At 71.3% G+C, this 20459-nt stretch carries 23 protein-coding genes and 1 tRNA gene; 11 read left to right on the top strand and 13 right to left on the bottom strand.

The genetic code is table 11. The features are described from left to right. Positions 1 to 46: 46 nt before the first annotated feature. A complete protein-coding gene (locus SD460_RS45895; protein WP_125313833.1) occupies positions 47 to 403 on the top strand; it encodes an ArsR/SmtB family transcription factor in 357 nt (118 codons plus the stop codon). Here the strand turns inward: SD460_RS45895 and SD460_RS45890 are convergent. Both SD460_RS45890 and SD460_RS45885 read right to left on the bottom strand, forming a co-directional pair. Then, complete coding sequence (locus SD460_RS45890; protein ID WP_290050116.1) at positions 400 to 1191, bottom strand: MerR family transcriptional regulator; 792 nt, start codon at positions 1189 to 1191, stop codon at positions 400 to 402. The genes SD460_RS45895 and SD460_RS45890 overlap by 4 nt on opposite strands. A gap of 7 nt (positions 1192 to 1198) precedes the next feature. Next, entirely contained in the window at positions 1199 to 2446 is a 1248-nt protein-coding gene (locus SD460_RS45885; protein ID WP_290050115.1) for an amidase family protein, read from the bottom strand. Between the two features lie 104 nt (positions 2447 to 2550). Between SD460_RS45885 and SD460_RS45880 the strand changes: the two genes are divergently transcribed. From SD460_RS45880 to SD460_RS45870, 3 genes are read left to right on the top strand one after another with little or no spacing between them, the layout of a single operon-like run. Next, positions 2551 to 2703 carry a hypothetical protein gene (locus SD460_RS45880; RefSeq protein ID WP_290050113.1) on the top strand — a complete coding sequence of 51 codons (153 nt, stop codon included), beginning with the start codon at positions 2551 to 2553 and terminating at the stop codon, positions 2701 to 2703. A gap of 46 nt (positions 2704 to 2749) precedes the next feature. Then, on the top strand, positions 2750 to 3196 hold the full coding sequence (locus SD460_RS45875; RefSeq protein ID WP_290050112.1) for a nitroreductase family deazaflavin-dependent oxidoreductase: 447 nt from the start codon (positions 2750 to 2752) through the stop codon (positions 3194 to 3196). Between the two features lie 54 nt (positions 3197 to 3250). Then, positions 3251 to 3421 carry a hypothetical protein gene (locus SD460_RS45870; RefSeq protein WP_290050111.1) on the top strand — a complete coding sequence of 57 codons (171 nt, stop codon included), beginning with the start codon at positions 3251 to 3253 and terminating at the stop codon, positions 3419 to 3421. On the opposite strand, the gene SD460_RS45865 is transcribed toward SD460_RS45870, so the two are convergent. From SD460_RS45865 to mdlC, 3 genes are read right to left on the bottom strand one after another with little or no spacing between them, the layout of a single operon-like run. Continuing rightward, the gene (locus SD460_RS45865) at positions 3418 to 4626 is read right to left on the bottom strand and encodes an MFS transporter (RefSeq protein WP_290050109.1); all 1209 of its coding nucleotides are present in this window, start codon (positions 4624 to 4626) and stop codon (positions 3418 to 3420) included. The genes SD460_RS45870 and SD460_RS45865 overlap by 4 nt on opposite strands. 11 nt (positions 4627 to 4637) lie before the next feature. Next, positions 4638 to 6065 (bottom strand): benzaldehyde dehydrogenase, encoded by a 1428-nt coding sequence (locus SD460_RS45860; protein WP_318307758.1) that lies wholly within the window; start codon positions 6063 to 6065, stop codon positions 4638 to 4640. A 2-nt stretch (positions 6066 to 6067) separates the two neighbouring features. Then, complete coding sequence (gene mdlC / locus SD460_RS45855) at positions 6068 to 7642, bottom strand: benzoylformate decarboxylase (protein WP_290050107.1); 1575 nt, start codon at positions 7640 to 7642, stop codon at positions 6068 to 6070. A gap of 100 nt (positions 7643 to 7742) precedes the next feature. Here mdlC and SD460_RS45850 point away from each other — a divergent pair, with 100 nt between their 5' ends. The 3 genes from SD460_RS45850 (at position 7743) to SD460_RS45845 (ending at position 9954) form a co-directional block, all read left to right on the top strand. Further along, a complete protein-coding gene (locus SD460_RS45850) occupies positions 7743 to 8633 on the top strand; it encodes a LysR family transcriptional regulator (protein ID WP_318307757.1) in 891 nt (296 codons plus the stop codon). A 133-nt stretch (positions 8634 to 8766) separates the two neighbouring features. Beyond that, positions 8767 to 8844, top strand: coding sequence for a tryptorubin family RiPP precursor (locus tag SD460_RS46960; RefSeq protein WP_225440239.1), 78 nt, complete (start codon positions 8767 to 8769; stop codon positions 8842 to 8844). Positions 8845 to 8901: 57 nt separating this feature from the next. Then, positions 8902 to 9954, top strand: coding sequence for a cytochrome P450 (locus SD460_RS45845; RefSeq protein ID WP_290050149.1), 1053 nt, complete (start codon positions 8902 to 8904; stop codon positions 9952 to 9954). Here the strand turns inward: SD460_RS45845 and SD460_RS45840 are convergent. Further along, a complete protein-coding gene (locus tag SD460_RS45840; protein ID WP_290050105.1) occupies positions 9926 to 10687 on the bottom strand; it encodes a cellulose-binding domain-containing protein in 762 nt (253 codons plus the stop codon). The two genes, SD460_RS45845 and SD460_RS45840, sit on opposite strands and share 29 nt — an antisense overlap. A gap of 157 nt (positions 10688 to 10844) precedes the next feature. Between SD460_RS45840 and SD460_RS45835 the strand changes: the two genes are divergently transcribed. From SD460_RS45835 to SD460_RS45820, 4 genes are all read left to right on the top strand, one after another. Beyond that, entirely contained in the window at positions 10845 to 11789 is a 945-nt protein-coding gene (locus tag SD460_RS45835) for an NmrA/HSCARG family protein (protein WP_290050103.1), read from the top strand. Continuing rightward, positions 11789 to 12805 carry a CE1758 family FMN-dependent luciferase-like monooxygenase gene (locus SD460_RS45830; RefSeq protein WP_290050102.1) on the top strand — a complete coding sequence of 339 codons (1017 nt, stop codon included), beginning with the start codon at positions 11789 to 11791 and terminating at the stop codon, positions 12803 to 12805. The genes SD460_RS45835 and SD460_RS45830 overlap by 1 nt, the downstream gene beginning before the upstream one ends. A gap of 39 nt (positions 12806 to 12844) precedes the next feature. Further along, positions 12845 to 14524, top strand: coding sequence for an AfsR/SARP family transcriptional regulator (locus SD460_RS45825; protein ID WP_290050101.1), 1680 nt, complete (start codon positions 12845 to 12847; stop codon positions 14522 to 14524). A gap of 91 nt (positions 14525 to 14615) precedes the next feature. Then, positions 14616 to 14699, top strand: a tRNA-Leu gene (locus tag SD460_RS45820). On the opposite strand, the gene SD460_RS45815 is transcribed toward SD460_RS45820, so the two are convergent. From SD460_RS45815 to SD460_RS45785, 7 genes are read right to left on the bottom strand one after another with little or no spacing between them, the layout of a single operon-like run. Further along, positions 14681 to 16429, bottom strand: coding sequence for a recombinase family protein (locus tag SD460_RS45815; RefSeq protein ID WP_290050100.1), 1749 nt, complete (start codon positions 16427 to 16429; stop codon positions 14681 to 14683). The two genes, SD460_RS45820 and SD460_RS45815, sit on opposite strands and share 19 nt — an antisense overlap. After that, a complete protein-coding gene (locus SD460_RS45810; protein WP_290050098.1) occupies positions 16419 to 16580 on the bottom strand; it encodes a hypothetical protein in 162 nt (53 codons plus the stop codon). The genes SD460_RS45815 and SD460_RS45810 overlap by 11 nt, the downstream gene beginning before the upstream one ends. Continuing rightward, positions 16577 to 18748 carry an FtsK/SpoIIIE domain-containing protein gene (locus tag SD460_RS45805; protein ID WP_290050097.1) on the bottom strand — a complete coding sequence of 724 codons (2172 nt, stop codon included), beginning with the start codon at positions 18746 to 18748 and terminating at the stop codon, positions 16577 to 16579. Before SD460_RS45805 ends, SD460_RS45810 begins: the two co-directional genes overlap by 4 nt. Beyond that, entirely contained in the window at positions 18738 to 19463 is a 726-nt protein-coding gene (locus SD460_RS45800; protein ID WP_290050096.1) for a hypothetical protein, read from the bottom strand. Before SD460_RS45800 ends, SD460_RS45805 begins: the two co-directional genes overlap by 11 nt. Beyond that, positions 19460 to 19789 (bottom strand): hypothetical protein, encoded by a 330-nt coding sequence (locus SD460_RS45795; protein ID WP_290050095.1) that lies wholly within the window; start codon positions 19787 to 19789, stop codon positions 19460 to 19462. The genes SD460_RS45800 and SD460_RS45795 overlap by 4 nt, the downstream gene beginning before the upstream one ends. After that, entirely contained in the window at positions 19786 to 20118 is a 333-nt protein-coding gene (locus SD460_RS45790; protein ID WP_290050093.1) for a WhiB family transcriptional regulator, read from the bottom strand. Before SD460_RS45790 ends, SD460_RS45795 begins: the two co-directional genes overlap by 4 nt. Further along, complete coding sequence (locus SD460_RS45785) at positions 20115 to 20309, bottom strand: helix-turn-helix domain-containing protein (protein ID WP_290050092.1); 195 nt, start codon at positions 20307 to 20309, stop codon at positions 20115 to 20117. The genes SD460_RS45790 and SD460_RS45785 overlap by 4 nt, the downstream gene beginning before the upstream one ends. Positions 20310 to 20459: the final 150 nt, after the last annotated feature.

The following is a 20459-nucleotide window of genomic DNA, read 5'->3' as shown; positions in this document are numbered from 1 at the left end:
TCTATCTGCGTAAGCACGCAGATACGCAAGTAGTAGGGTAAGCGCCATGCACGCGTCGCTGCCGGAGTTCGACATGCCCACCGAAGAGCAGGTCCACCTGGCCGCGGAGTCGTTCCGCCTGCTCGCCGACCCGACCCGCATCAAGGTGCTGTGGGCCCTGCTGCAGGGCGAGTCCTCGGTGGCCTGCCTGGCCGAACTGGCGGGCGCGGCCCCGACGGCGGTCAGCCAGCACCTGGCGAAGCTGCGCCTGGCGGGTCTGGTGAAGGGCCGCCGAGAGGGCACGTTCGTTTACTATTCGGCGGCGGACAACCACGTCCGCGGCCTGCTGGCCCAGGCACTGCACCACGCGGAGCACGTGGACCGCGAGATCCCGGCAGGCGACCACGCCCACCACCCGGCCTAGCCGACCGGCTCCTGCAGCTCCGTCACCCAGCCCGCCGGATCCGCCGGGCAGTCCAGGTACAGCTCCCGCTGCGCCCCCGCCGAAGTGAAACCGTGGTCGGCGATCCACCGCACCACCGCCTGCCAGCTCGGCAGCACCCCGTCGATCGCGCCGCGGTGGACGAGCGTCGCCGCGCGGGTGGCCGGGAGGTCCGCCACCGCCAGGCCGTTCAGGTCGCCCGGGCCGATCGACGCCGGGAGGGCCGCGTGGACCACGACCTCGTCCTCCGCGCGTTGCTCGTAGTAGCACGTCAGCCGGCCGGCCGGGGTGACGTCCGCAGTGGACAGCCGGCGGCCCAGCTCCGCGCACAGCGGGCGGACGACCGGGCCGATCGACTCCGGCGCGAACCCCGCCGCGAGCCCGGTCAGCTCGACCACCCGCATGGCCGGCAGCTGCTTGATCACGACGTCGGGCGCGTCGATCGTCCGCAGCCGGGCCTCGACCTGCGCGAGCCGTGCCGCGCCTTCCGCCAGCGACGCTTCCAGCTCCGCCCGGCGCAACGTGAGCATGCCGCGCACCTGCTCGGCCGTGATCTCGTCGGCCAGCAGCGTGGCCACCTGCTCCAGCGTGAAGCCGAGGTCCTTCAGCGCGACGATCCGGTTCAGCCGCGCCAGCTGGCCGGCGGTGTAGCTGCGGTAGCCGGTCGCGGGGTCGACGCGGGCCGGGCGCAGCAGCCCGAGCGCGTCGTAGTGGCGCAGCATCCGGACCGAAACCCGGCCGTGGCGGGCGAAGTCACCGATCGAGAACACCCGCCGATCATTCCCCAGGCGCGGTGAACCCGCCGACGACGGCCGCGGCGAGTTCGGCGAACGTGAGCGCCGTGTCGTCCTCGTGCGCGGGGCCGATGACCTGCAGCCCCACCGGCAGCGTGCCGCCCGCCGGCGCGCTCACCGCGGGCAGCCCGGGCAGCGACGCCTGCGCGATCCAGAACGCCTGGTCGGCGTAGCGGTCGCCGAGGTTTCGGAACGCCGTCGTGAAGACCGCCGGGCAGAGGAAGACGTCGACGTCCCGGAAGTACCGGTCCCAGGCCGCCGCGTACGCCAGCCGCCGCCGCTCCTGCTCTCCGGCGCCGTCGACGTCGCCGTTCGCGAAGAACCACTCGACCTGGAAGCCGAACGCTTCGGCCTGGCCGGCCGGGTCCACGCCGTCCGGCCAGCCTTCGCGGACCTCGACGCCGGCGCGGGCGAGCGCGTCGACGGCGTCCGAAAGGACCTCGCCCACCTCGGCCGTCACCGGGCAGGCCGGGTCGTCGAGGACCACGCCGGCGCGGAAGTCCGCGAGCCGGGACCGGCGGGACGGGTCGAGCCGCTCCCCGGTCACGCTCAGCGCGAGCCGCAGGTCCGCGGCCGAGCGCGCGAGCGGGCCGACGGCGGACGGGAACTCCCGCTTCGGCGGCGGCGCTCCCGGCGGCTGGAAGCCTTGCAGCGGAACGGTTCCCGCGGTCGGCTTGAGCCCGTAGACCCCGCAGTACGCCGCCGGGATCCGGATCGAGCCCGCCAGGTCCGAGCCGTAGTCCAGAAAGGACAGTCCGGCGGCCAGCGCGGCCGCCGCGCCGCCGCTGGAACCGCCGGGGGTCCGGGTGCGGTCCCGGGGGTTGAGCGTCCGCCCGTAGACCGGGTTGGCGGTCTGCCCGAAGTCGGCCAGCAGGTGGTGCGCGTTGGTCTTCCCGACGACGATCGCGCCCGCGGCCCGCAGCCGTTCGACGACCACGGCGTCCCGGTCCGCGATGTGACCGGCGAACGCGGGCTCGCCCCAGGTCGTCGGCAGCCCGGCCACGTCGAACGCCTCCTTGACGGTGATCGGCACGCCGTGCAGCGGCCCGGCGGTGGCAACCCGGTCGGCGGCCGCGGCCGCGGCCAGCGCGGTGTCCCGATCGGTGACGACGACGGCGTTGAGGTCGTCCGCGTCGATGCGTGCGAGCAGCCGTTCGGTGAGTTCGCGGGACGACAGCGTGCCGCGGCGGATGCCGGCGGCCACTTCGGTGGCGGTGCGGAAGAACGTCATGGGTCCGGGATAGGACCTGACACGGTGTCAGGGTCAAGGGTTCGGGGTAGTTCACCCGTGATCGCCGTCCGACCCGCGGACGGCGCGTGGCGGAGGGAAGCCCGATGCCGATCGCAGCCACCGCACCTCCGGTGACGCCCGAACCGGTCCGGCCCGACCCCGATCTCCCGGAGCCGGTGCCGCCCGTCCCGGAGCCCGGCGTCCCGGTGCCGGATCCGTTGCCGCCCGAGACGCAGCCCGAACCCGAGCGAACCTGAAACTCAGATCATATGAGTCTCGTATGAAATGGTGTACCGTCGGGGCATGACGACAGCGCAGAGCTACCGCCGGATGGTCAACGCCGGCAACAAGATCGTGGTCGGGCTGCAGCGGCTCGGCGTCGCCTTCGGCCCGATGCAGCTGCTCACCGTGCCCGGGCGGCGCACCGGCGTCCCGCGCACCTTCCCCATCGCGGTGCTGCCCATCGACGGGCACCGCTACATCGTGCAGGCCTACCCGAAGGCGGCCTGGGTGGCGAACGTCCGGGCGGCGGCGGAGGTCACGCTCACCCGGGGCCGCCGGGCGACCGCCGCGCGGCTGGCCGAACTGCCGGTCGAGGAGCGGCGTCCCGTCCTGCGGAAGCTGGTCGAGACGAGCCCGCCGAGCGTGGGCAAGCGGTTCGTGACGACCGGGCTCGCCGAAGCGTCCACACCGGACGGGGTCGCCGCGGCGGCGGACCGCATCGCGGTGTTCCGCGTCGAAGCGGCCTGACCCCACCCGGGCGCGGTCTGTCTGAGACCGCGCCCGAGCGGGTACCAGCGAGACATGGACGACACCCCCGACCGCACCGAAACCCGGGCCGAGCTGCTGCCCGAAGAGCAGGCCGTGGAGAGCGAGGACCCCGAAGGCCAGGCCCGCGAGGTCCTGCGCGACTCCGACCGGCGCACCGAGCGGCCCGAACCCACCATGCGGCGCCGTCCGGAAGAGACGGCCTAGGCCACCGCGACCGGCTCCTCCGCCGGCCGTGACTCGCGCAGCGCCAGCACCGCACCCAGGCCGAGCGCGGCCACGACGGCGAAGAAGTAGAAGCCCCACGGGTAGGCGACCCCCGCCGTGACCAGCGCACCGGTCACGAACGGGCCGAGGATCGAGCCGAGCCGCCCGACCGCCGACGTCAGCCCCAGCGCCGTGCCCCGCAGTCGGGCCGGGAACACCTGGGCGACGTACCCGTAGATCAGCACCTGCGCGGAGAACACGAACACGCCGGTCAGCAGCACGACCGTGTTCAGCAGGAACGCGTTGCCGATGCGCAGGCTCAGTGCCGCCAGCAGCACCGCGCCGGCGCCGAACCAGATGCGCGCGATCGGCCGGATGCCGAAGCGGTCGGCGATCGTGCCCGCCAGCACCAGGCCGAGCACCGCGCCGATGTTCAGCACCAGCAGCAGCGTGATCGACGTCGAGATCGGGTAGCCCGCGGTCCGCATCAGCTGCGGCAGCCACGTGTTGAGCCCGTACACCAGCAGCAGGCCCATGAACGACCCGGTCCACACCGCGATGCTGACCCGCCGGAACCGCGCGCCCAGCAGGTCGCGCACGCTGACCCGGTCCGCGTCCTCGCGAGCGGCCAGGTAAGCCGCCGACTCCGGGAGCTTCCACCACATCAGCGGCACGGCCACCAGGCCGGCGATCCCGCCGCCGTAGAACAGCAGGTGCCAGTCTTCCTTCGCGTACAGCGCGAGGATCGACGTCAGCACCGCGCCGACGTGGTAGCCGGTCATCGTGAACGTGCTCGCGCTGGCGCGCCGCCGGGCGGGCAGGTTCTCCGACATCACCGTCAGCGCCACCGGCATGCACGCGCCGAGGCCGAGCCCGGCAAGGAACCGGAAGATCCCGAACGTCGCCACGTTCGGCGCCAGCGGCGTCAGCAGCGTGAACACCGAAAACAGCAGCACCGAGCCGATGAGCATGCCGCGGCGGCCGAACCGGTCGGTGAGCGGGCCGAGGCAGGCCGCGCCGACGGCCACGCCGATCAGCGACACCGTGGCGACCAGGGTCGCGCCCGCCGCGGTGAAGCCGAGGTAGCCGCTCTTGAGCAGGGTCGGGATGGTGGCGCCGAGCGCGACCAGGTCGTAGCCCTCGAGCAGCACGGTCAGCCAGCAGAGGACCGCCGTCCACACGGGACGGACGGGAGACGTCGTCATTGCCGTTCTCCTTAGAAGGGGTAACCCGCGATGTCCGCGCGGACGGTCAGCCACTGCGTTTCGGTGAAGGCCTCGATGTTGGCTTTCGCCCCGCCGAAGCGGGAGCCGTTGCCGGAGTCGCCGACGCCGCCGAAGGGCGCGGTGGGCTCGTCGCCGACGGTCTGCTCGTTGATGTGCACCTTGCCCGAGCGGACCTCGTCGGCCAGGGTCATCGCCGTGCCGACGTCGCCGAGGATGCCGACCGACAGGCCGTACTCGGAGTCGTTGACGATCCGCGCGGCCTCGTCGAGGTCGCGGTAGGCGCGCACCGGGGCGACCGGGCCGAAGATCTCCTCGCGCCAGGCGGGGTTGTCACCGGACAGTCCGAAGAGGACGGTCGGCGGGTAGAACGGCGCGTCGGGCTTGCCGCCGGCCAGCACCCGGGCCCCCGCCGCGACGCTCCGGTCGACGACGTCGGTGATGTGCGCGAGCTGCCGGTCGTCGATGATCGGGCCCAGCGCGACATCGCCGGTGGCGGGGTTCCCGACCGGCAGCCGGCGCGCCTTCTCCGCCAGCGCCTCGACGTATTCGTCCACTTGGGACTCGTGGATGAGGTGCCGTCCGGTGGTCATGCAGATCTGGCCCTGGTGCAGGAACGAGCCGAACGCGCCGGCGGAGGCGGCCTTGGCGACGTCGGCGCCCGGCAGCACGACGAGCGCGTTGTTCCCGCCCAGCTCCAGGTGCACGCGCTTGAGCGAGCGCGCGGCGGCCTCGCCGACCTTCCGCCCGGCCGCGGTCGACCCGGTGAACGACACGACCGAGACCTCGGGCGCGTCGACGACCGCGGCCCCGACGGCGGCGTCACCCGGCAGGAGGTGCAGCAACCCGGCGGGCAGCCCGGCCTCCTCGAAGACGCGCAGGATGCTCACACCGCCGGACACCGCGGTCCGCAGGTCCGGCTTCAGCAGCACGGCGTTGCCGAGCGCCAGCGCGGGCGCGACCGAGCGGATGGCCAGGATCAGCGGGAAGTTGAACGGCGAGATCACCGAGACCACACCGCAGGGCTGGCGCCGCGCCAGCGACCAGCGGGGCTCGCCGGTGCTCAGCACCTCGCCGAGCGGGTGCGTCGGCAGGGCCGCGGCTTCGAAGCAGATCCCGGCCGCCATTTCCGTCTCGATCGCGGCTTTCGGCCGCGTCGAACCGGCTTCGCGGACGATCCAGTCCTGCACCTCGGCGGCGTGCGCCTCCCACAGCTCGCCGGCCCGGCGCAGCACGGCGGCGCGTTCGGCGGGCTTGCGCCGCGCCCAGTCGCGCTGGGCCGCCGCTGCCGCGGTGGCGGCTTCCGCGACGTCGGCCGGCGTGGCGATGCCCACGCCGCCCAGGGTCTCCCCGGTGGCCGGTTCGACGACCCGGTGGGTCCCGCCGCTTCCCTGCGAGAATTCGTCGTCGAGCAAGGTCATGATCACTCCGGTGTGGTCGGTTCGGTGTCGACCTGGATCAGCCGCGGGCCGTCCGGGGTCGACTTGAGCTGGTCGTGCAGGTCGCCGAGGTCGGTGACGGTGGTGGCGGGGACGCCGTAGCCGGCGGCGATCGCGGCGAAGTCGAGGCCGGGGATCTCGGTGCCGGGCACGTCCGGCGTCCCGAGCACCTCGCCGAACCACTGCAGTGCGCCGTAGACGCCGTTGCGCAGGATCACGAAGGTGACCGGGACGCGGTAGTGCGCCGCGCTCCACAACGCCGTGATGCCGTAGTTCGCCGAGCCGTCGCCGATGACGCCGACGACCGGGCGGTCCGGGCTGCCCATGGCGACGCCGACCGCGGCGGGCAGGCCGAACCCGAGCCCGCCGGCGGCCGGGAAGAAGTACGACCCCTCGCGGCGCAGGTCCATCTGCCGCCACCACGCCGAGTTCGTCGACGTCGACTCGACGACGTACCGGGTGTCGTCGGACTGGGTCTCGCGCAGCGCGGCGAAGACCTGTTCCGGGTGCAGGGCCTTCTCGCCGGTCTTGGGCTCCGGGGCCGGCACGAATTCGCCCGCGGAGGGCCGGGCGGGCACCTTCGCCAGCAGCGCCTCGAGCACCGGCGCCGGATCCGCCACCAGTGCCTCGCCCATCGGGGCGCGGGCGGCGGCGCCGAAGTCGTCGGTCACCTGGATCAGCCGCGTGCCCTCCGGCAGGTACGCGCCGGGCACGTGCTGGTGGTAGCGGAACACCGGCGCGCCGAGCACCAGCACGAGGTCGTGCCCGGTGAACGCGGCCGAGATCGGCGCGATGCCGGCGGGCAGCACGCCGCGGAACAGCGGGTGCCGGTTCGGGAAGGGCAGCCGGTGCGGCGACGGCGCCACCCAGGTCGGCAGCCCGAGGTGCTCGGCCAGTGCCACGGCCCGGTCGAACAGGCCGGTGGCGTCGAGGTCACCACCGAGCACGAGTGCGGGGTTCTTCGCCCCGGCCAGCGCCGCCGCGAGCTCGTCGAGCTGGGCCCCGCTGGGCGCGAGTCCTCTTTGGACGTTGCGGTCCAGCGTCACGGCGGCGTTCGCGGGCAGTTCGGCGGCCCAGTCGTCGTAGGGGACCGAGAGGTAGGTCGGGCGCCGGTGCAGCTCGGCCTCGAACACCGCCTGCGCGAGCGAGCGCGGGACGTCTTCCGCGCAGCTCGGCTCGCCGGCCCAGCCGACCAGCGGCCGCATCAGCTGCGTGGCCTCGACGTTGGCGAGCATCGCCTCCAGCCCGATGGCGGAGCGGACCTGCTGGCCCGCGGTCAGCACCAGCGGCGAGCGCGAGTAGACGGCGTTGGTCAGCGCGCCCATCGCGTTGCCCGAGCCGGCGGCCGCGTGCAGGTTGACCAGCACCGGGCGGCCGGTCGCCTGGGCGTAGCCGTCGGCCATCCCGACGACGGCGCCTTCGTGCAGGCCGAGCACGTACCGGAAGTGGTCCGGCAGCTCGGCGAGGAAGGGCAGCTCGTTGGAGCCGGGGTTGCCGAAGACCGTGGTCAGGCCACGGCGGTCCAGGAACTCGTGGGCGAGCCGGCGGGCGGTGGGCATGGCGCGGGTCCTCCTCGGGCGGGTTGGACCAGACCCTAAAGAGCCGACCGGGCTGTGCTCCAATAAATGTTGTCGGGTGACTTCATAGATGGGATCGATGATGCGCGACTTCGACCTCAACCTGGTCCGGACGTTCGTGCTGCTCTACGAGACTCGCAGCGTGACCGCGACGGCCGAATCGCTGCACGTCACGCAGCCGACGATCAGCTACAGCCTGCAGAAGCTGCGGCGCCGGTTCTCCGACGAGCTGTTCCGCCGCAGCGGCAGCGCCCTGGTGCCCACGACGACCGCCCGCGCGCTCTACGAGCCGCTGCACAGCGCGCTGTCCGGGATCGAAACGGCGGTCAGCGGCGCCTGGTCGTTCGACCCGGCGACCGCGCGGGCCGCGTTCACGCTCTGCCTGTCGGACCTGGGGGAGATCTCGCTGCTGCCGAAGCTGATGGCCGCGCTGCCCTCGCGCGCGCCCGGTGTGACGCTGACCGTCCGCCCCCTCGACGTCGAAGGCGCCGCGGACCAGCTCGGCCGCGGCGAAATCGACGCGTTCATCGCCTCCCCGCTGATCAGCTCCCAGCGCGTGGCGCGGCTCCCGCTGTTCTCCGAGGGCTACCTGGGGATGGTCGCGGCCGATCACTCGCGGCTCGGCGCGGAGGTCACCTTCGACCAGCTGGCGGCCGAACGGCACGTGACGGTGTTCGGCCCGACCGGCCACGACGGTCCCCGCCGGGCGCTGGAGGCGTGCGGGCTCCTGGACCGGGTGGTGCTGGAGGTGACCCGCTTCGCCCCGTTGCCCTACCTCGTCCAGGACGGCGAGCTGGTGGCGATGGTCCCGCGGCTGGTGGCGGAGGTGTTCGCGGCCGAGCACCGCGTCCGCCTGTTCGACCTCCCGCTGGACGTCGAGCCGGCGCAGGTTTCGGTGTACACGCGGCACACGCACGCGCGCAGCCCGGCCCAGCACTGGCTTGTGACATTCATGCGCGAAGTGCTCAGCTGATTTAACACGCATTTTTCTTCGCGCCCTTTTTCCGCCGAAAGATCTGGGCCGAACGTGTAGTGCTTGATGCGGAACCGATCCAGCGCTGTCTAGTGTCGATCACGGTCCTGGAACCGAACTAGGGAGGAATCCGGTGAAGCTCGTCCGGCTGGTCAAGAAAGCGCTTCCCAAGAAAAGCCTGAAGGCTTACGCCTGGTACGGCTGGATCTGATCACCCGGCCGGTCCCGGTCACCGGGACCGGCCCCTTTCCCGGAGGAGCCCCGGAACGTGGTCATCGCCCGCGCGTCCCGCACGGTCGTCTTCGCCCCTCGTCTCGAACAACTGCTCACCGCGCACACCGGCGACGGTGTCTTCCGGCTCGAGCCGGACACGATCGGGATCGCGGACCCGGAAACGATGGACCGGGTGCTCCGGGCCCGCCCGGCCAACGCCGAGGAACGGCCCACGTTCAAGCCGGTGCTGGGCCGCCGCGTCACGCGCACCGAGTCCGCCGCGCTGATGCAGGCGCTGGGCGCGGACGTCCGGGCGGCGCTCAAGCGCCCCGCCGACCGCCCCGATCTCACCGGCACCTGGCCGGCCGTCCCGCACGACTACCTGCGGCGCTTCGTCTTCGGGCCCGAAACCCGCCGCTTCCGCGTGCTCGTCGACCGCCGCCTGGAGCTGACGCCGAAACTGACGTGGTCGGCCGTCACCGCCGGCGCCGCGCTGGCCCGCCCGCCGGCCCCCGGTACGCGGCTGTCCACGCTCGCCCGGCAGGTCGTCGCCGCCGAAGACCTCGCCGAGCGGCGGTTCCGGATGTACCTCTACCGCCGCGTCGCCGCGCCGATCTGCTTCACGGTGGCGGCACTGGTCACCAACGCGATCTGGCTGGGTGCGCCGTTCGACGACGACGTCCCGAACGAGCACGTCATCCACGAGGCGCTGCGGCTGCTGCCGCCGTCGTGGAACATCCTGCGCGTCCGCTCGCCCGAGTTCACGGAGGTCGACCCGCGGATCGGGGCCGGCGACGACATCCTGCTGCTGCCGCTGCTGAGCCACCGGTCACCGGCGCTCTGGGAAGCTCCGGCCGAGTTCCGGCCCCGGCGCTGGGCCGCGCTCGACCCGGACAGCCACCCCGGCTACCTGCCGTTCGGGCACGCGAACGAACGCTGCTGGGGCCGGCACCTGGTGCTGCCGCTGGCGAGCAGGCTGCTCGACGTCGTCCGCGCCGAAGGCCTGGTGCCGGATCCGCGCCGGACCCGGGCCCGCGTCGAGCTCGACGGCCTGCTGGAGCTGGCCGACGTGCCGGTCGTCAGGTCGTCGAGCAGGGAGAACCGTTGAGGCTGAACGCGGTGGGCGCCGGGTTGCCGCGGCCGGAAGCGCCGTTGAAGCCGAAGCCGACGGTCGCGCCCGGGGCGAGGGTGGCGTTGTAGGACGCGGCGGTGATCGTGACCCGGTCGCCGTCCTGCCCGAAGTCGCCGTCCCAGCTGTGGGTGACCCGCTGGCCCGCGGTGAAGGTCCAGCTGAGCTGCCACGGCGAACGGGTCTCGCCCTTGTTGCTGATGGAGACGTCGGCGGTGAAGCCGTCGTTCCACTGGTCGCGCACGGAGTAGCGCACGGTGCACAGCACGGGCCGGGCGGTTTCGGACGTGGACGGCGGCGTCGTGGTGGCGGACGCCGTCTGCCGGAGCACGGTGGGGATCGGCGTCGGCGTGGGCTTCGGTGGGGTGGAGCGCGGGGTCGTCGTCGCGGGGGAGAGCGCGTCCGGTGCCGTCGCCGCCTGCCGGCCGGGGGAGCTTTCGGACGTCACCGCGATGAGCACCAGGCTGCCGAGCACCACCACGGCCCCGGCGAGCGCGGAGATCCACCGGATCCGCCGCCCGGCCCGCTGCTGGTGCGCCGCGGCCTCGCGCGCTCGCTGCTCGAGGCGTTCGCGGTAGCCGTCCCCGGTGTCTTCCTCGCGGACGGTCGAGGCATCGGGCGCCTCGCCGAGGGAGCGCGGCGTCGCCCCGGTCTCCCGGAGCAGCTCGGCGACCGAGATCTCCTCGTCCCGCCGACGGCCGGCGCGCGCCATACCCGGAACCTCCCGTTCTGCGGCCCGACCGGCGAATCCTAGGAAGCCGCGGCGGCCTTGTAAACCGCGTGCACGCCGCGTGCACGAGACGGTGACGCCGGGAGAGTTCCCTGGGGTCGTGGCCGGATCAGCCGGCCGGGATCCCAGGAGGTTTCCGATGACCGGGAAGAAGATCATCGCCGTCGTCGGCGCGACCGGGCAGCAGGGTGGCGGCCTGGCCCGCGCCATCCTCGACGACCCGGAGCAGCGGTTCGCGCTGCGCGCGCTCACCCGCAACCCGGACTCCGACGCCGCACGGGCGCTCGCCGCGCGCGGAGCCGAAGTCGTCGCCGCCGATCTCGACGACGAAGCGAACCTGGTGAAGGCGTTCGAAGGCGCGTACGGGGCTTACCTCGTCACCGCGTTCTGGGAGTACAACTCCGTGGAGCGCGAACAGCAGCAGGCCCGCGCGATGGCCGCGGCCGCGAAGGCGTCCGGGCTGCGGCACGTGATCTGGTCGACCCTGCCCGACACCCGGCCGCACCTGCGTGACGAGGACCGCACGCCGACGCTGCACGGGCGGTACAAGGTCCCGCACTTCGACAGCAAGGCCGAGGCCGAAGCGTTCTTCGTCGAAGCGGGCGTGCCCACGACGTTCCTCTCGACGACGTTCTACTTCGAGGCCTTCACGGACTTCTTCCGGCCGGTCCGCGACCCCGACGGCGTCGTCGCGCTGCACCTGCCGATGGCCGGCGGCCGGCTGCCGGGCATCGCGGCCGAGGACATCGGCCGGACGGCGTTCGGCGTCTTCGCCCGCGGCCCGGAGCTCGCGGGGGAGACGATCAGCATCTCCGGCGAGAACCTGACCGGCGAGGAGTACGCGGCGGCGTTCGCGAAGCAGCTCGGCACCGACGTGGCCTACCGGCCGATGGCCGTCGAAGACCTGCGGGCTTCGGGCGCTCCGGGCGCCGACGACCTGGCGAACATGTTCTTCTACTACGCCGAGCACGAGAACGTGTTCGCCGGCGCCCGCGACCCCGAGGCGGTGCGGCGGCTGAACCCGCGGCTGCAGGACTTCGCGACCTGGCTCGCCGGCCACCGCGACGCCTTCGGAGAGCTGTGATGGAGTTCGGGATCTTCGGGGTCGGGGACATCGCCCCCGACCCCGCGACCGGCCGCGCGCCGACCGAGCACGAGCGGATCAAGCGGATGGTCGAGCTGGCCGTCCGCGCCGAGGAAGCCGGCCTCGACGTCTACGCGACGGGGGAGCACCACAACCCGCCGTTCGTGCCGTCGTCGCCGACCACGCTGCTCGGCTTCATCGCGGCGCGCACCAGCCGGATCAAGCTGTCGACGTCGACGACGCTGATCACCACGAACGACCCGGTCAAGATCGCCGAGGACTACGCGATGCTGCAGCACCTCGCCGACGGGCGCCTCGACCTGATGCTCGGCCGCGGCAACACCGGCCCGGTGTACCCGTGGTTCGGCAAGGACATCCGCGACGGCATCGCACTGGCCGTGGAGAACTACGCGCTGCTGCGGCGGCTGTGGCGCGAGGAGGTGGTGGACTGGTCGGGGCGGTTCCGGACGCCGTTGCAGGGCTTCACGTCGACCCCGCGCCCGCTCGACGGTGTCCCGCCGTTCGTCTGGCACGGGTCGATCCGGAGTCCGCAGATCGCCGAGCAGGCCGCGTTCTACGGCGACGGTTTCTTCCACAACAACATCTTCTGGCCGGTCGACCACACCAAGCGGATGGTCTCGTTCTACCGCGAGCGCTTCGAGCACCACGGCCACGGCCCGGCCGAGCGGGCGATCGTCGGCCTCGGCGGCCAGGTGTTCATGCGCCGCCGCTCCCAGGACGCGATCGCGGAGTTCCGCCCGTACTTCGACCACTCGCCGATCTACGGCCACGGTCCGTCGCTCGAGGAGACGATGGCCCAGACACCCCTGGCCGTGGGCAGCCCGCAGCAGGTCATCGACCGGACCATGCGCTTCCGCGAGGACTTCGGGGATTATCGGCGTCAGCTGTTCAACATCGACGGCATGGGCCTGCCCCACGCGGCGGCGCTGGACCAGATCGACCTGCTGGGCGCGGAGGTGGTCCCGGCCCTGCGGACGCCGTCGCGCGCGGCCTGACGGGAATACCGTTCCGTCGCCACGGGTTCACCCGGCGTGATGCGCTACGAGCTGCTGGGCCCGGTCCGAGCGTGGCAGGACGACGTCGAGATCGAGCTGGGCCCACCCCAGCAACGGGCGGCCCTGGCGGTACTGCTCTTGCAGGATGGAACCCCGTTGTCCCCATCCCAGCTGGTCTCGGCCCTCTGGAGCGGCGCCGAGCCCCGCGCGGCGATCGGCATGGTCCGCTCCTACGTGTCCCGCCTGCGCCACGCGGGAGTCCCGATCGAGTCCTCAGCCGGCGGCTACGCACTCCGCGCGCCGGCCCTGGATTCGAAGGAGTTCCAGCGCTTGCTGGCGTCCGCCCGCGCGGGCGCACCGGCGTCGGCCTTGCGCGAGGCTTTGGCCCTCTGGCAAGGAACCCCGCTGTCCGGCCTGAACGGCGACTACGCGGAAGCGGAGCGCGTCCGCCTGGCAGAGCTGCGCCTGACGGCCCGCGAAGACCTGGCGGCAGCGGACATCGCCGAGGGCAGGCACGCGGAGGCGGCAGCGGACCTGGCTGATCTCATAGCGGAGCAGCCGTTGCGCGAGCGCCCCCGCGAGCTGCAGATGCTGGCGCTGTACCGCGCGGGTCGCCAGGCGGAGGCGCTGGCGGTGTTCACGCGCACGCAGCAGCTCCTGGAGTCGGAGCTGGGCCTGTACCCCGGGCCGCAGCTGAAGGAGATGCAGCGCCGCATCCTGGCGGCGGACCCTTCGCTGACGGCGGTCCAGCTCCCCGGCCCATCCCAGCTGCCCCCGCAACTCCCGGAGTTCACCGGCCGCACGTCGGAGCTCGCGACGCTGATCGAGGCCCTGAAGCCGTCACCGTCCTCGGTCCCGGTCCTCGGCATCGAGGGCCTGGCCGCGATCGGCAAGACGACGTTGGCGGTCCACGCGGCCCACCAGGTGGCAGCCGACTTCCCGGACGGCCGCCTGTTCGTGGACCTGTCGGCATCCCCGGATCCGTTGGCGGAGCTGCTGCGCGGCATCGGCGTGAAGGCGATGCCGCCGTCGTCCAGCGAGCGCGCGGCCCTGTGGCGAGCGAGGACAACAGGTCTGCGGATTTTGGTGGTCCTGGACGACGCGCGAGGCGAGGAGGAGCTCAACCCCCTCATCCCAGGCCCAGCAGGCCCCGCGGTGCTCATCACAGCCCGCCGTCGCCTGTACGGCCTGTCCCACGCCCACTGGACCAAACTGGGCGGCTTGGGTACGGAGGAGTCGTTGTCCCTGCTCTCGCGCTTGATCGGCCCTGCGCGTGTCGCCCAGGACCCAGCAGCGTCCCGCAAACTGGCGGCCCGGACGGCGGGCTTCCCCCAGGTGATCCAGGCGGTGGGAGCAAGACTGGCCGCCCGCCCGGCGTGGTCGATCCCGGAGGCATTGGTGCGACTGGGCCGCCCGGCCCCCGGAGCCCCGGTGACACCCCCGGAGTGCTGGGCGATCGAGAAGCCGTACGAGTCGGTGCTGGCCGGCCTGACCCCGGCCCAGGCAAGGGCGTTCAGCCTGCTGGCCTCCCCAACCCCGATCTCGATCCCGGCGGCGGCCTCGGCGTTGAACCTGCCGTTGCCGGATACGGCGGTGCTGCTGGAGTCCCTGGTGGACGCCCACTTGCTGGAGCCGTTCGGGGCCGACCGGTACCGGTACGAGGAGCCGCTGCTGATGTTCGCCCTGGGCCAGCGCGCTGAATCGATGCAGGTGTCGTGAAACCTGGTGATCTTGCCAGAGGGGGAGTGGCGGTGGATGTGCACCCCCCTGAACGAGGGGGCGGGGTGGCCGTATACTCTTTCTTCAGCAGGTCCGAGTGGCGGAATGGCAGACGCGCTAGCTTGAGGTGCTAGTGCCCTTAACGGGCGTGGGGGTTCAAGTCCCCCCTCGGACACACGCATTATTCACCCGCGGAGAGGCCGTCACATCGACGGTCTCTTTTTCGTGGTCGAACCGCAGGTCAAGCCGCAAGTCCCGGTAGAGCTGAGCCAGCCGGCCCGGCTGGCCGTCGGCCAGCGCCGCTCCGATGTTGCCGAGCGAGTCGATCATCGCGTAGACCTCAGCCTCGCCGAGCCCGGCAGGTTCGTTGGCCGCCATCAGTTCCGCCTGAGCGGCCGCACGATCGGCTTGCGCCCGGTTGATGCCCTCGACGACTGCTGACGGGTCCACGCCCGCGGAGATGGCGTTCTGGAACCGCTGCAGCCTCGCTTCCGCATCCTCCAGTAGCTTCCGTGCGGCGCCATCATCCGCCGTCTTCGGTGTCGGCTGAGCTTGGACCAGTTGCTCGACGGTCCGTGCGATGTTCTGCCGGTCGAACAGGCCGCCGATCCACTCGTTCAAAGCGTCCCGCAGCGGCTCTTCCTTGAGATAGATCGTCGGCGGATGCGTGAGCAAGGCTGGCGAACCTGGCGTGAGCGTCCGGGCCGGGCAGCGGTAGTACATGCCGTGCTTCCGCGGGCTGCCTTCCATCTTCCGTCCGCAGGCAGTACACCGAATAAGCCCACGGAACAGGTACGCGTGCTTGACCGTTCGTCCTGCGCGCTCGGTCTTACGCGCGGTCCGCAGACCACCCGCCGCTTTGGCTCGCCGCATCAACTGCGTTTGCGTGAAGTCCTGGACAGACACGATCTCGGGATGTGCAGGCTTACGGGAGCGAACCACCCGATCCGGCTTGGCGCGACGGAACCGGACGACGTTTCCGGCCGCGACGTCGTCAGGATCAAGCAGCATTTCCTGCCGCGCCCAACGCCCGAAGAACGCGAACCCTGTGTAACGCGGGTTCTCCAGAATCGACCGCACCGTGCTGCCCTGCCAGCCATCGGCAAGGCGGTGCCGGTTCTGGTCCGGCCGCCGCGCCGACGGGCAGGGGATGCCGTCGCGATTCAGCCCGTTCGCAATCGCCCGGTCTCCATTGCCGGCGAGGTATTCGGCGAAGATGCGGCGGACGACCTCGGCGGCCGACTCGTCGAGGGCGAGCAGACGCAACCGGAATCCCTCTGCTGCCTTTCGCGGGTTCGGATGCGGTCCGCCGTCTACGACGACGTACCCGTACGGCGCCCGGCCGCCCTGGTGGCGTCCTTCGTTGACTACCTGCGCGTCCATTGCGGCCCGCACGCGAGCCTGAACGTGCTGCCGTTCCGATTCGCTCATGCCGCCGAGCACGCTCATCAGCATCTTGTGTGACGGGTTCCGCGGATCGAACTTCCCTCCCAGTTCCGGGACCCAGAGGTCCACGCCGTAGGCAGCGAACCGCGGCGCGATGAGCGAGAACTGATTCCCGAACCAACACCGGGTACCTTCACCTACGACCAAGGCATTCCAGCCACGACGCGGATTCTTCAGTGCGGCCAGCAACTGCGACGCCTCGGTTCGCCGGTCCCACGGCACAGAACGCGACTGCCCGATGTCGAAAAACTCGGCCACGATCCGGCCGCCCAGCGGCTCGACGAACTTCCGCGCGTTTCCGAACTGCCAGCCGCGCGAGGTCTCCGGGTCTTGGTTGTCCTCCGTCGAGCACCGCCCGTAGACGGCCAAGGCGCCGATCCCTTCGTCCACGGGCTCGGCGACCTCCAGCCCAAGGATTTCGTCTAATTTCGACCACGGGTCGCTGATTTCAGCGGGCATCGGTCGCCTCCCTTGCCGGTCCGTCGAGCACCGGCACCTCGGTCAGTTCGATCAGCACGGCCAGCAGCGCACGCGCAGCCGCCGGCGTCAAATCTGGCAATCCCGCAGGTAGGATAACCCGATACGCCTGACCTTCCACCCGTGCACTCATGACGGATCACCGGCCCCGGCGGGTTCGCCGCCGTCTCGTACACGCTGGACAGCTCGGCGGATATCAGCGGTCAGGTAGCCGCGCACCTGCCGCGTCTCGCCGTCTTCGCTGGTCACGCGGTCACGCGTTGGCCGGCACTCCACCTCGCTCATCTGCTGGGAGAACGTCCGCCGGTCAGCGTCCAACGCCTCCAGCAGCTCGGCCGTCGGCACGAAGTCGCGACCGTCAGGCCCGAGGTCGTCACCCAGGTAGGTGACGAGCGACGCCAGCGGTTCGGGCAGCTCGGCCAGCGGCGCGGCCGTGCCCGCGCCGAGTGCGTGCGCCACGGCCGCATGATCGAGCGTCGGCATCGTGTCCTGTCCGGCCGCGTGCCCGGTGAGGGTTCCCGCGGCTTCCCGCAACGCGCGGCCTTGCTGGCAGATGGTCTGCCAGTCCTCGTTCGGCATGTAGTACGTCCGGACCGTCATTGCTAGAACATCGGCTCCGGCCGCCGTGTCGCCGTCCGGACGGAGGACACCGACGCCCTTGTGCGAGGCAAGCAACCGCGAGGAGTCGAATCCGCGCGTGTTCATCTGCTCGCCGAGCACGATGTTGGAGTCGCGCCAGTCCATCACCCGGAGTGCGAACCGCGACCCGAGCACCGCGCGGAGCCCGGACGGGATAGTTTTCGAGTCTGGTCGTTGCGTGGCCAGGACAAGCACGATCCCGGCTGCCGGCCCCTTCTTTGCGAGCCACGTCAGCAGTTCGCCGACGTACTCGCCCGCAGCAAGCTTCTTTCCTTGGACGTCAACGGGCGTGCGGTCTTCGAGCGGTACCTGAACCTCATCGATGAAGATCGCCGTGACCGGCATGTTCAGGGCCTTGTCCCGCGACATCTCCGGCGTCACCTTCGACTCCGGGCACACGATGTCATCGAGATCCCGCATTCGCCGGTACCTGCCCTGGACCTCGGCGACCAGCTCGACGAGCCAGTCGATGAGGGCCAGGACGTGCTCGGGTTCGTCACCCGCCATGAAGCGGTGGGCAACCTGCGAGGCCGCGATCCAGTCCTTTCCGGCCTTGAAATCCGCCACGTAGAGTCGCACCCACGCGTCCAAGATGAGCCCGCTCGCCGCGAGTCGAGCAGCGAACGTCTTACCCTGCCGAGGAATCGCGCCGATCAGCGACGACGTCCACACGAGTGGAAGGTCGATCCGCCGGTCTCGTGCATCGCGTCCGAATGGGACCGCCCGCCACGCGTCCCAACGCGTCACGCCGAGCAACGGCGTCTGGAGAGGCGGCCGGGCATACGGGTCCTCATCAGCGACCCACATCGAGATCCGCCCAGCGTGCCCGCCGTTGCCGCGCACGCGCTCGACGATGAGCTGAACTTCGTCGACCGCGAGCGCGGACGCCAGCGCATCCCGGTTCTTGACGACGTCCGCGGCCTTGCGCGTGGCCGGCAAGTCCACCGTGACAGCCCATCCGTCGCCAACGCGCGTCGCCCGCTCGACCAAGCGAAGCGTCTCATCTTTCCCGATCAGCTTCGCGTCTCGGTACGCGTGCACGAGAACCTGCGGGTCCATCGTCCACGTCAGCGTGCGTGGCCCCGCGAGCGCGGGCTTCCGTCCCGGACTGCCGTCCTTGCGGCGGCCCAGGATCGCGAGCGCCAGCGACGCGGCAGCACCGCCGATCCACAGCGGATCGGCGCCGTACAGCAGATTTACCACGGCGACCACCAACGCCGCGAAGGCGACCACGGCGCCGGTGACCTTCCAGCGGAACAAGGTGAGTTCACGAATCTCTGTGAACTTGTCGGCAAGCTTCTCCGACTCCTCGGCAGCCGTCCGGTAGTCGTTGACCTTGACCCACCCGCGCCACGACCGGACACCGACCACGATCCCGCGGACGACCGCGCCGACGTACCGGACCGGCGACTTGACCACACAGACGACGGCATCCTTCGCAGCCTGGATCGCTTGCGGCTTGCTCTTGAGCCACAACGGCACGCGCGGCGAGTGCTTCCACCACCGAGCGAACCGACGTCGGACAGTCCGGGCGCGCGGCTGAGGCAGGGTGTCGTCGATCAGCTCGCCGTCGAGCACCGGGCCGACGTGCTCGACGTCCCCCGAAGCCACCCGTGCGAGCCTGGCGCTGCCGTTGACCTCGGCATCCGATTCAGCGGTCATGATGCACCTCATCCGCAAGCGCGGTGGCCAGCCGAGACGACAACCCGCGCGAGCACCCGGTGACTTCCCGAACCCATGCCGGCGTCACTTTCACGTCGGGCGTCCACGCTTGACGCGCCTCGGCGAGGTAGTCGGCGAACAGCCGCCGCGTAGGCCGTTCACGGGTAGGCGCGGGCAGTTCATGAACGTTCGCGGCGTTCACGTGTGCCGCCTGAACGGCGTCGGTGAGTTTGTCGCGCAGGTCGGTGACGGCCTCGGCCGCGACGAACACGACCATCGGCGGCACCGAGTGCAGGACTACGCCGGCCGGCGACCCGGCCGCCCACGACGACCAGGTGTTCATGACGTACGTAGCTGCCAGCGTGAGCCACTTCGCCGCTCGGACCCACCGTCCGGTGTGGACCTGGTACCGGGCGGTCACCTGTTCGGCTCGCAGGATCGCGAGCAGCACCAGGCACACGGTCGGGTCCAGCAGCCACGCTGTCAGCCAGGGCAGCGACCCGAAGGCAGCTCCTGCGGCGGCGAACCACTGCACGTTGGCCGTCGTGAACGCCAGACCGAGGATGATCCCGGCCCAGCACAGCCGGTCGACCTGAGTGCGGATTCGCTCGACCTGGAGCGCGACCACGTCCGGGTGGGTTCGCCAGCGCCGGACGTCGGCCGCTTCGGCAGCATCCTTGGCGAGCTGCTGAGCGCGGGGAAGCTGCTCGCTCATCGGCGACCACCGCCCCGGCGCGTGGTGTCCAGCGACGTCACGGTGAGAGCGCGAGTCAGGACGTAGGCCGCGACCAGGTCTGGCGCGCCGAGCACTACGAGCAGCAGCGTCGGGTTCCCTGGGTGCGTGATCACGAGCCACTGAACGCCGACGAACGCCGAGCCCGTGAACAGCACCCGCCCGGCGAGCGAAACCACTCGGGCACCGGCCCGCGCGGTCTCGGCGGCACGGCGCGCCTTGCGTGCGCCGAACCGCCATACCGTGAACAGAGCAAACAGCACCGCGACGCCCGCGAGAACCTGCGTAGGCGAGAGGGTGAGCGTCATCGAGCCTCACCTCCACGTCGCCGCAGCCAGACGGGGTGCAGGGCGCGCCGGTCGATGTCCGGCAGCGCACCCCACACGCCGAGCGTGTCCGGCCCGGCGGTACGCAGGTCGAGTTCAAGGCACTCATCGATCACCGGGCAGCCGGCGCAGAGCCGAGCAGCCAGCTCCCTATCCGGCGGATCATCTCCGGTCAGCTCCGGCAGTTCGGCCCGCTCGAACGCCCAGAAGCACAGGCCGTCCCTGGCCACGACGTTCGTCAGCACGTCGTCGGGCACAGCGGCGTATCGGTCGAGGCGGGCAGCGATCGCCGCGTAGTCGTGATCGCTCATCGCGCACCACCGCCGAGCGCCCGCCGCAGCTCGGCGGCCGGAATGACGAGCCGGGAGGGGCGCCGCACTGCGCGCAGCTCGCCGACCCGGATAGCGCGATGGATCAAGTTGAGGTCGACGCCGAGAAGCCAGGCAGCTTCGGCCGGCGAGTAGAACGCCGGACCACCGGCGTTGGGCATTTTCTTCTGCATTGGGAAGTCCCTAAAGTCGTTACGCTGATTTAAGCGTAAAATTTGAGCTGATTTAGGCGAACGAAGACATGAGAATGGCCCGAATGCGCGACGCGGGGTGGATCTCGGCGCAGTCGAATCCGTCAAGCGCTAATGTCGGCGCTGAGGCGG

Origin of the sequence: Amycolatopsis solani (assembly GCF_033441515.1) — a bacterium.
In the GTDB taxonomy this organism is placed as follows: Bacteria; Actinomycetota; Actinomycetes; order Mycobacteriales; family Pseudonocardiaceae; genus Amycolatopsis; species Amycolatopsis solani.
Note: the sequence above shows the minus strand (reverse complement) of the source record. Positions and strands in the feature narration are given on the sequence as shown.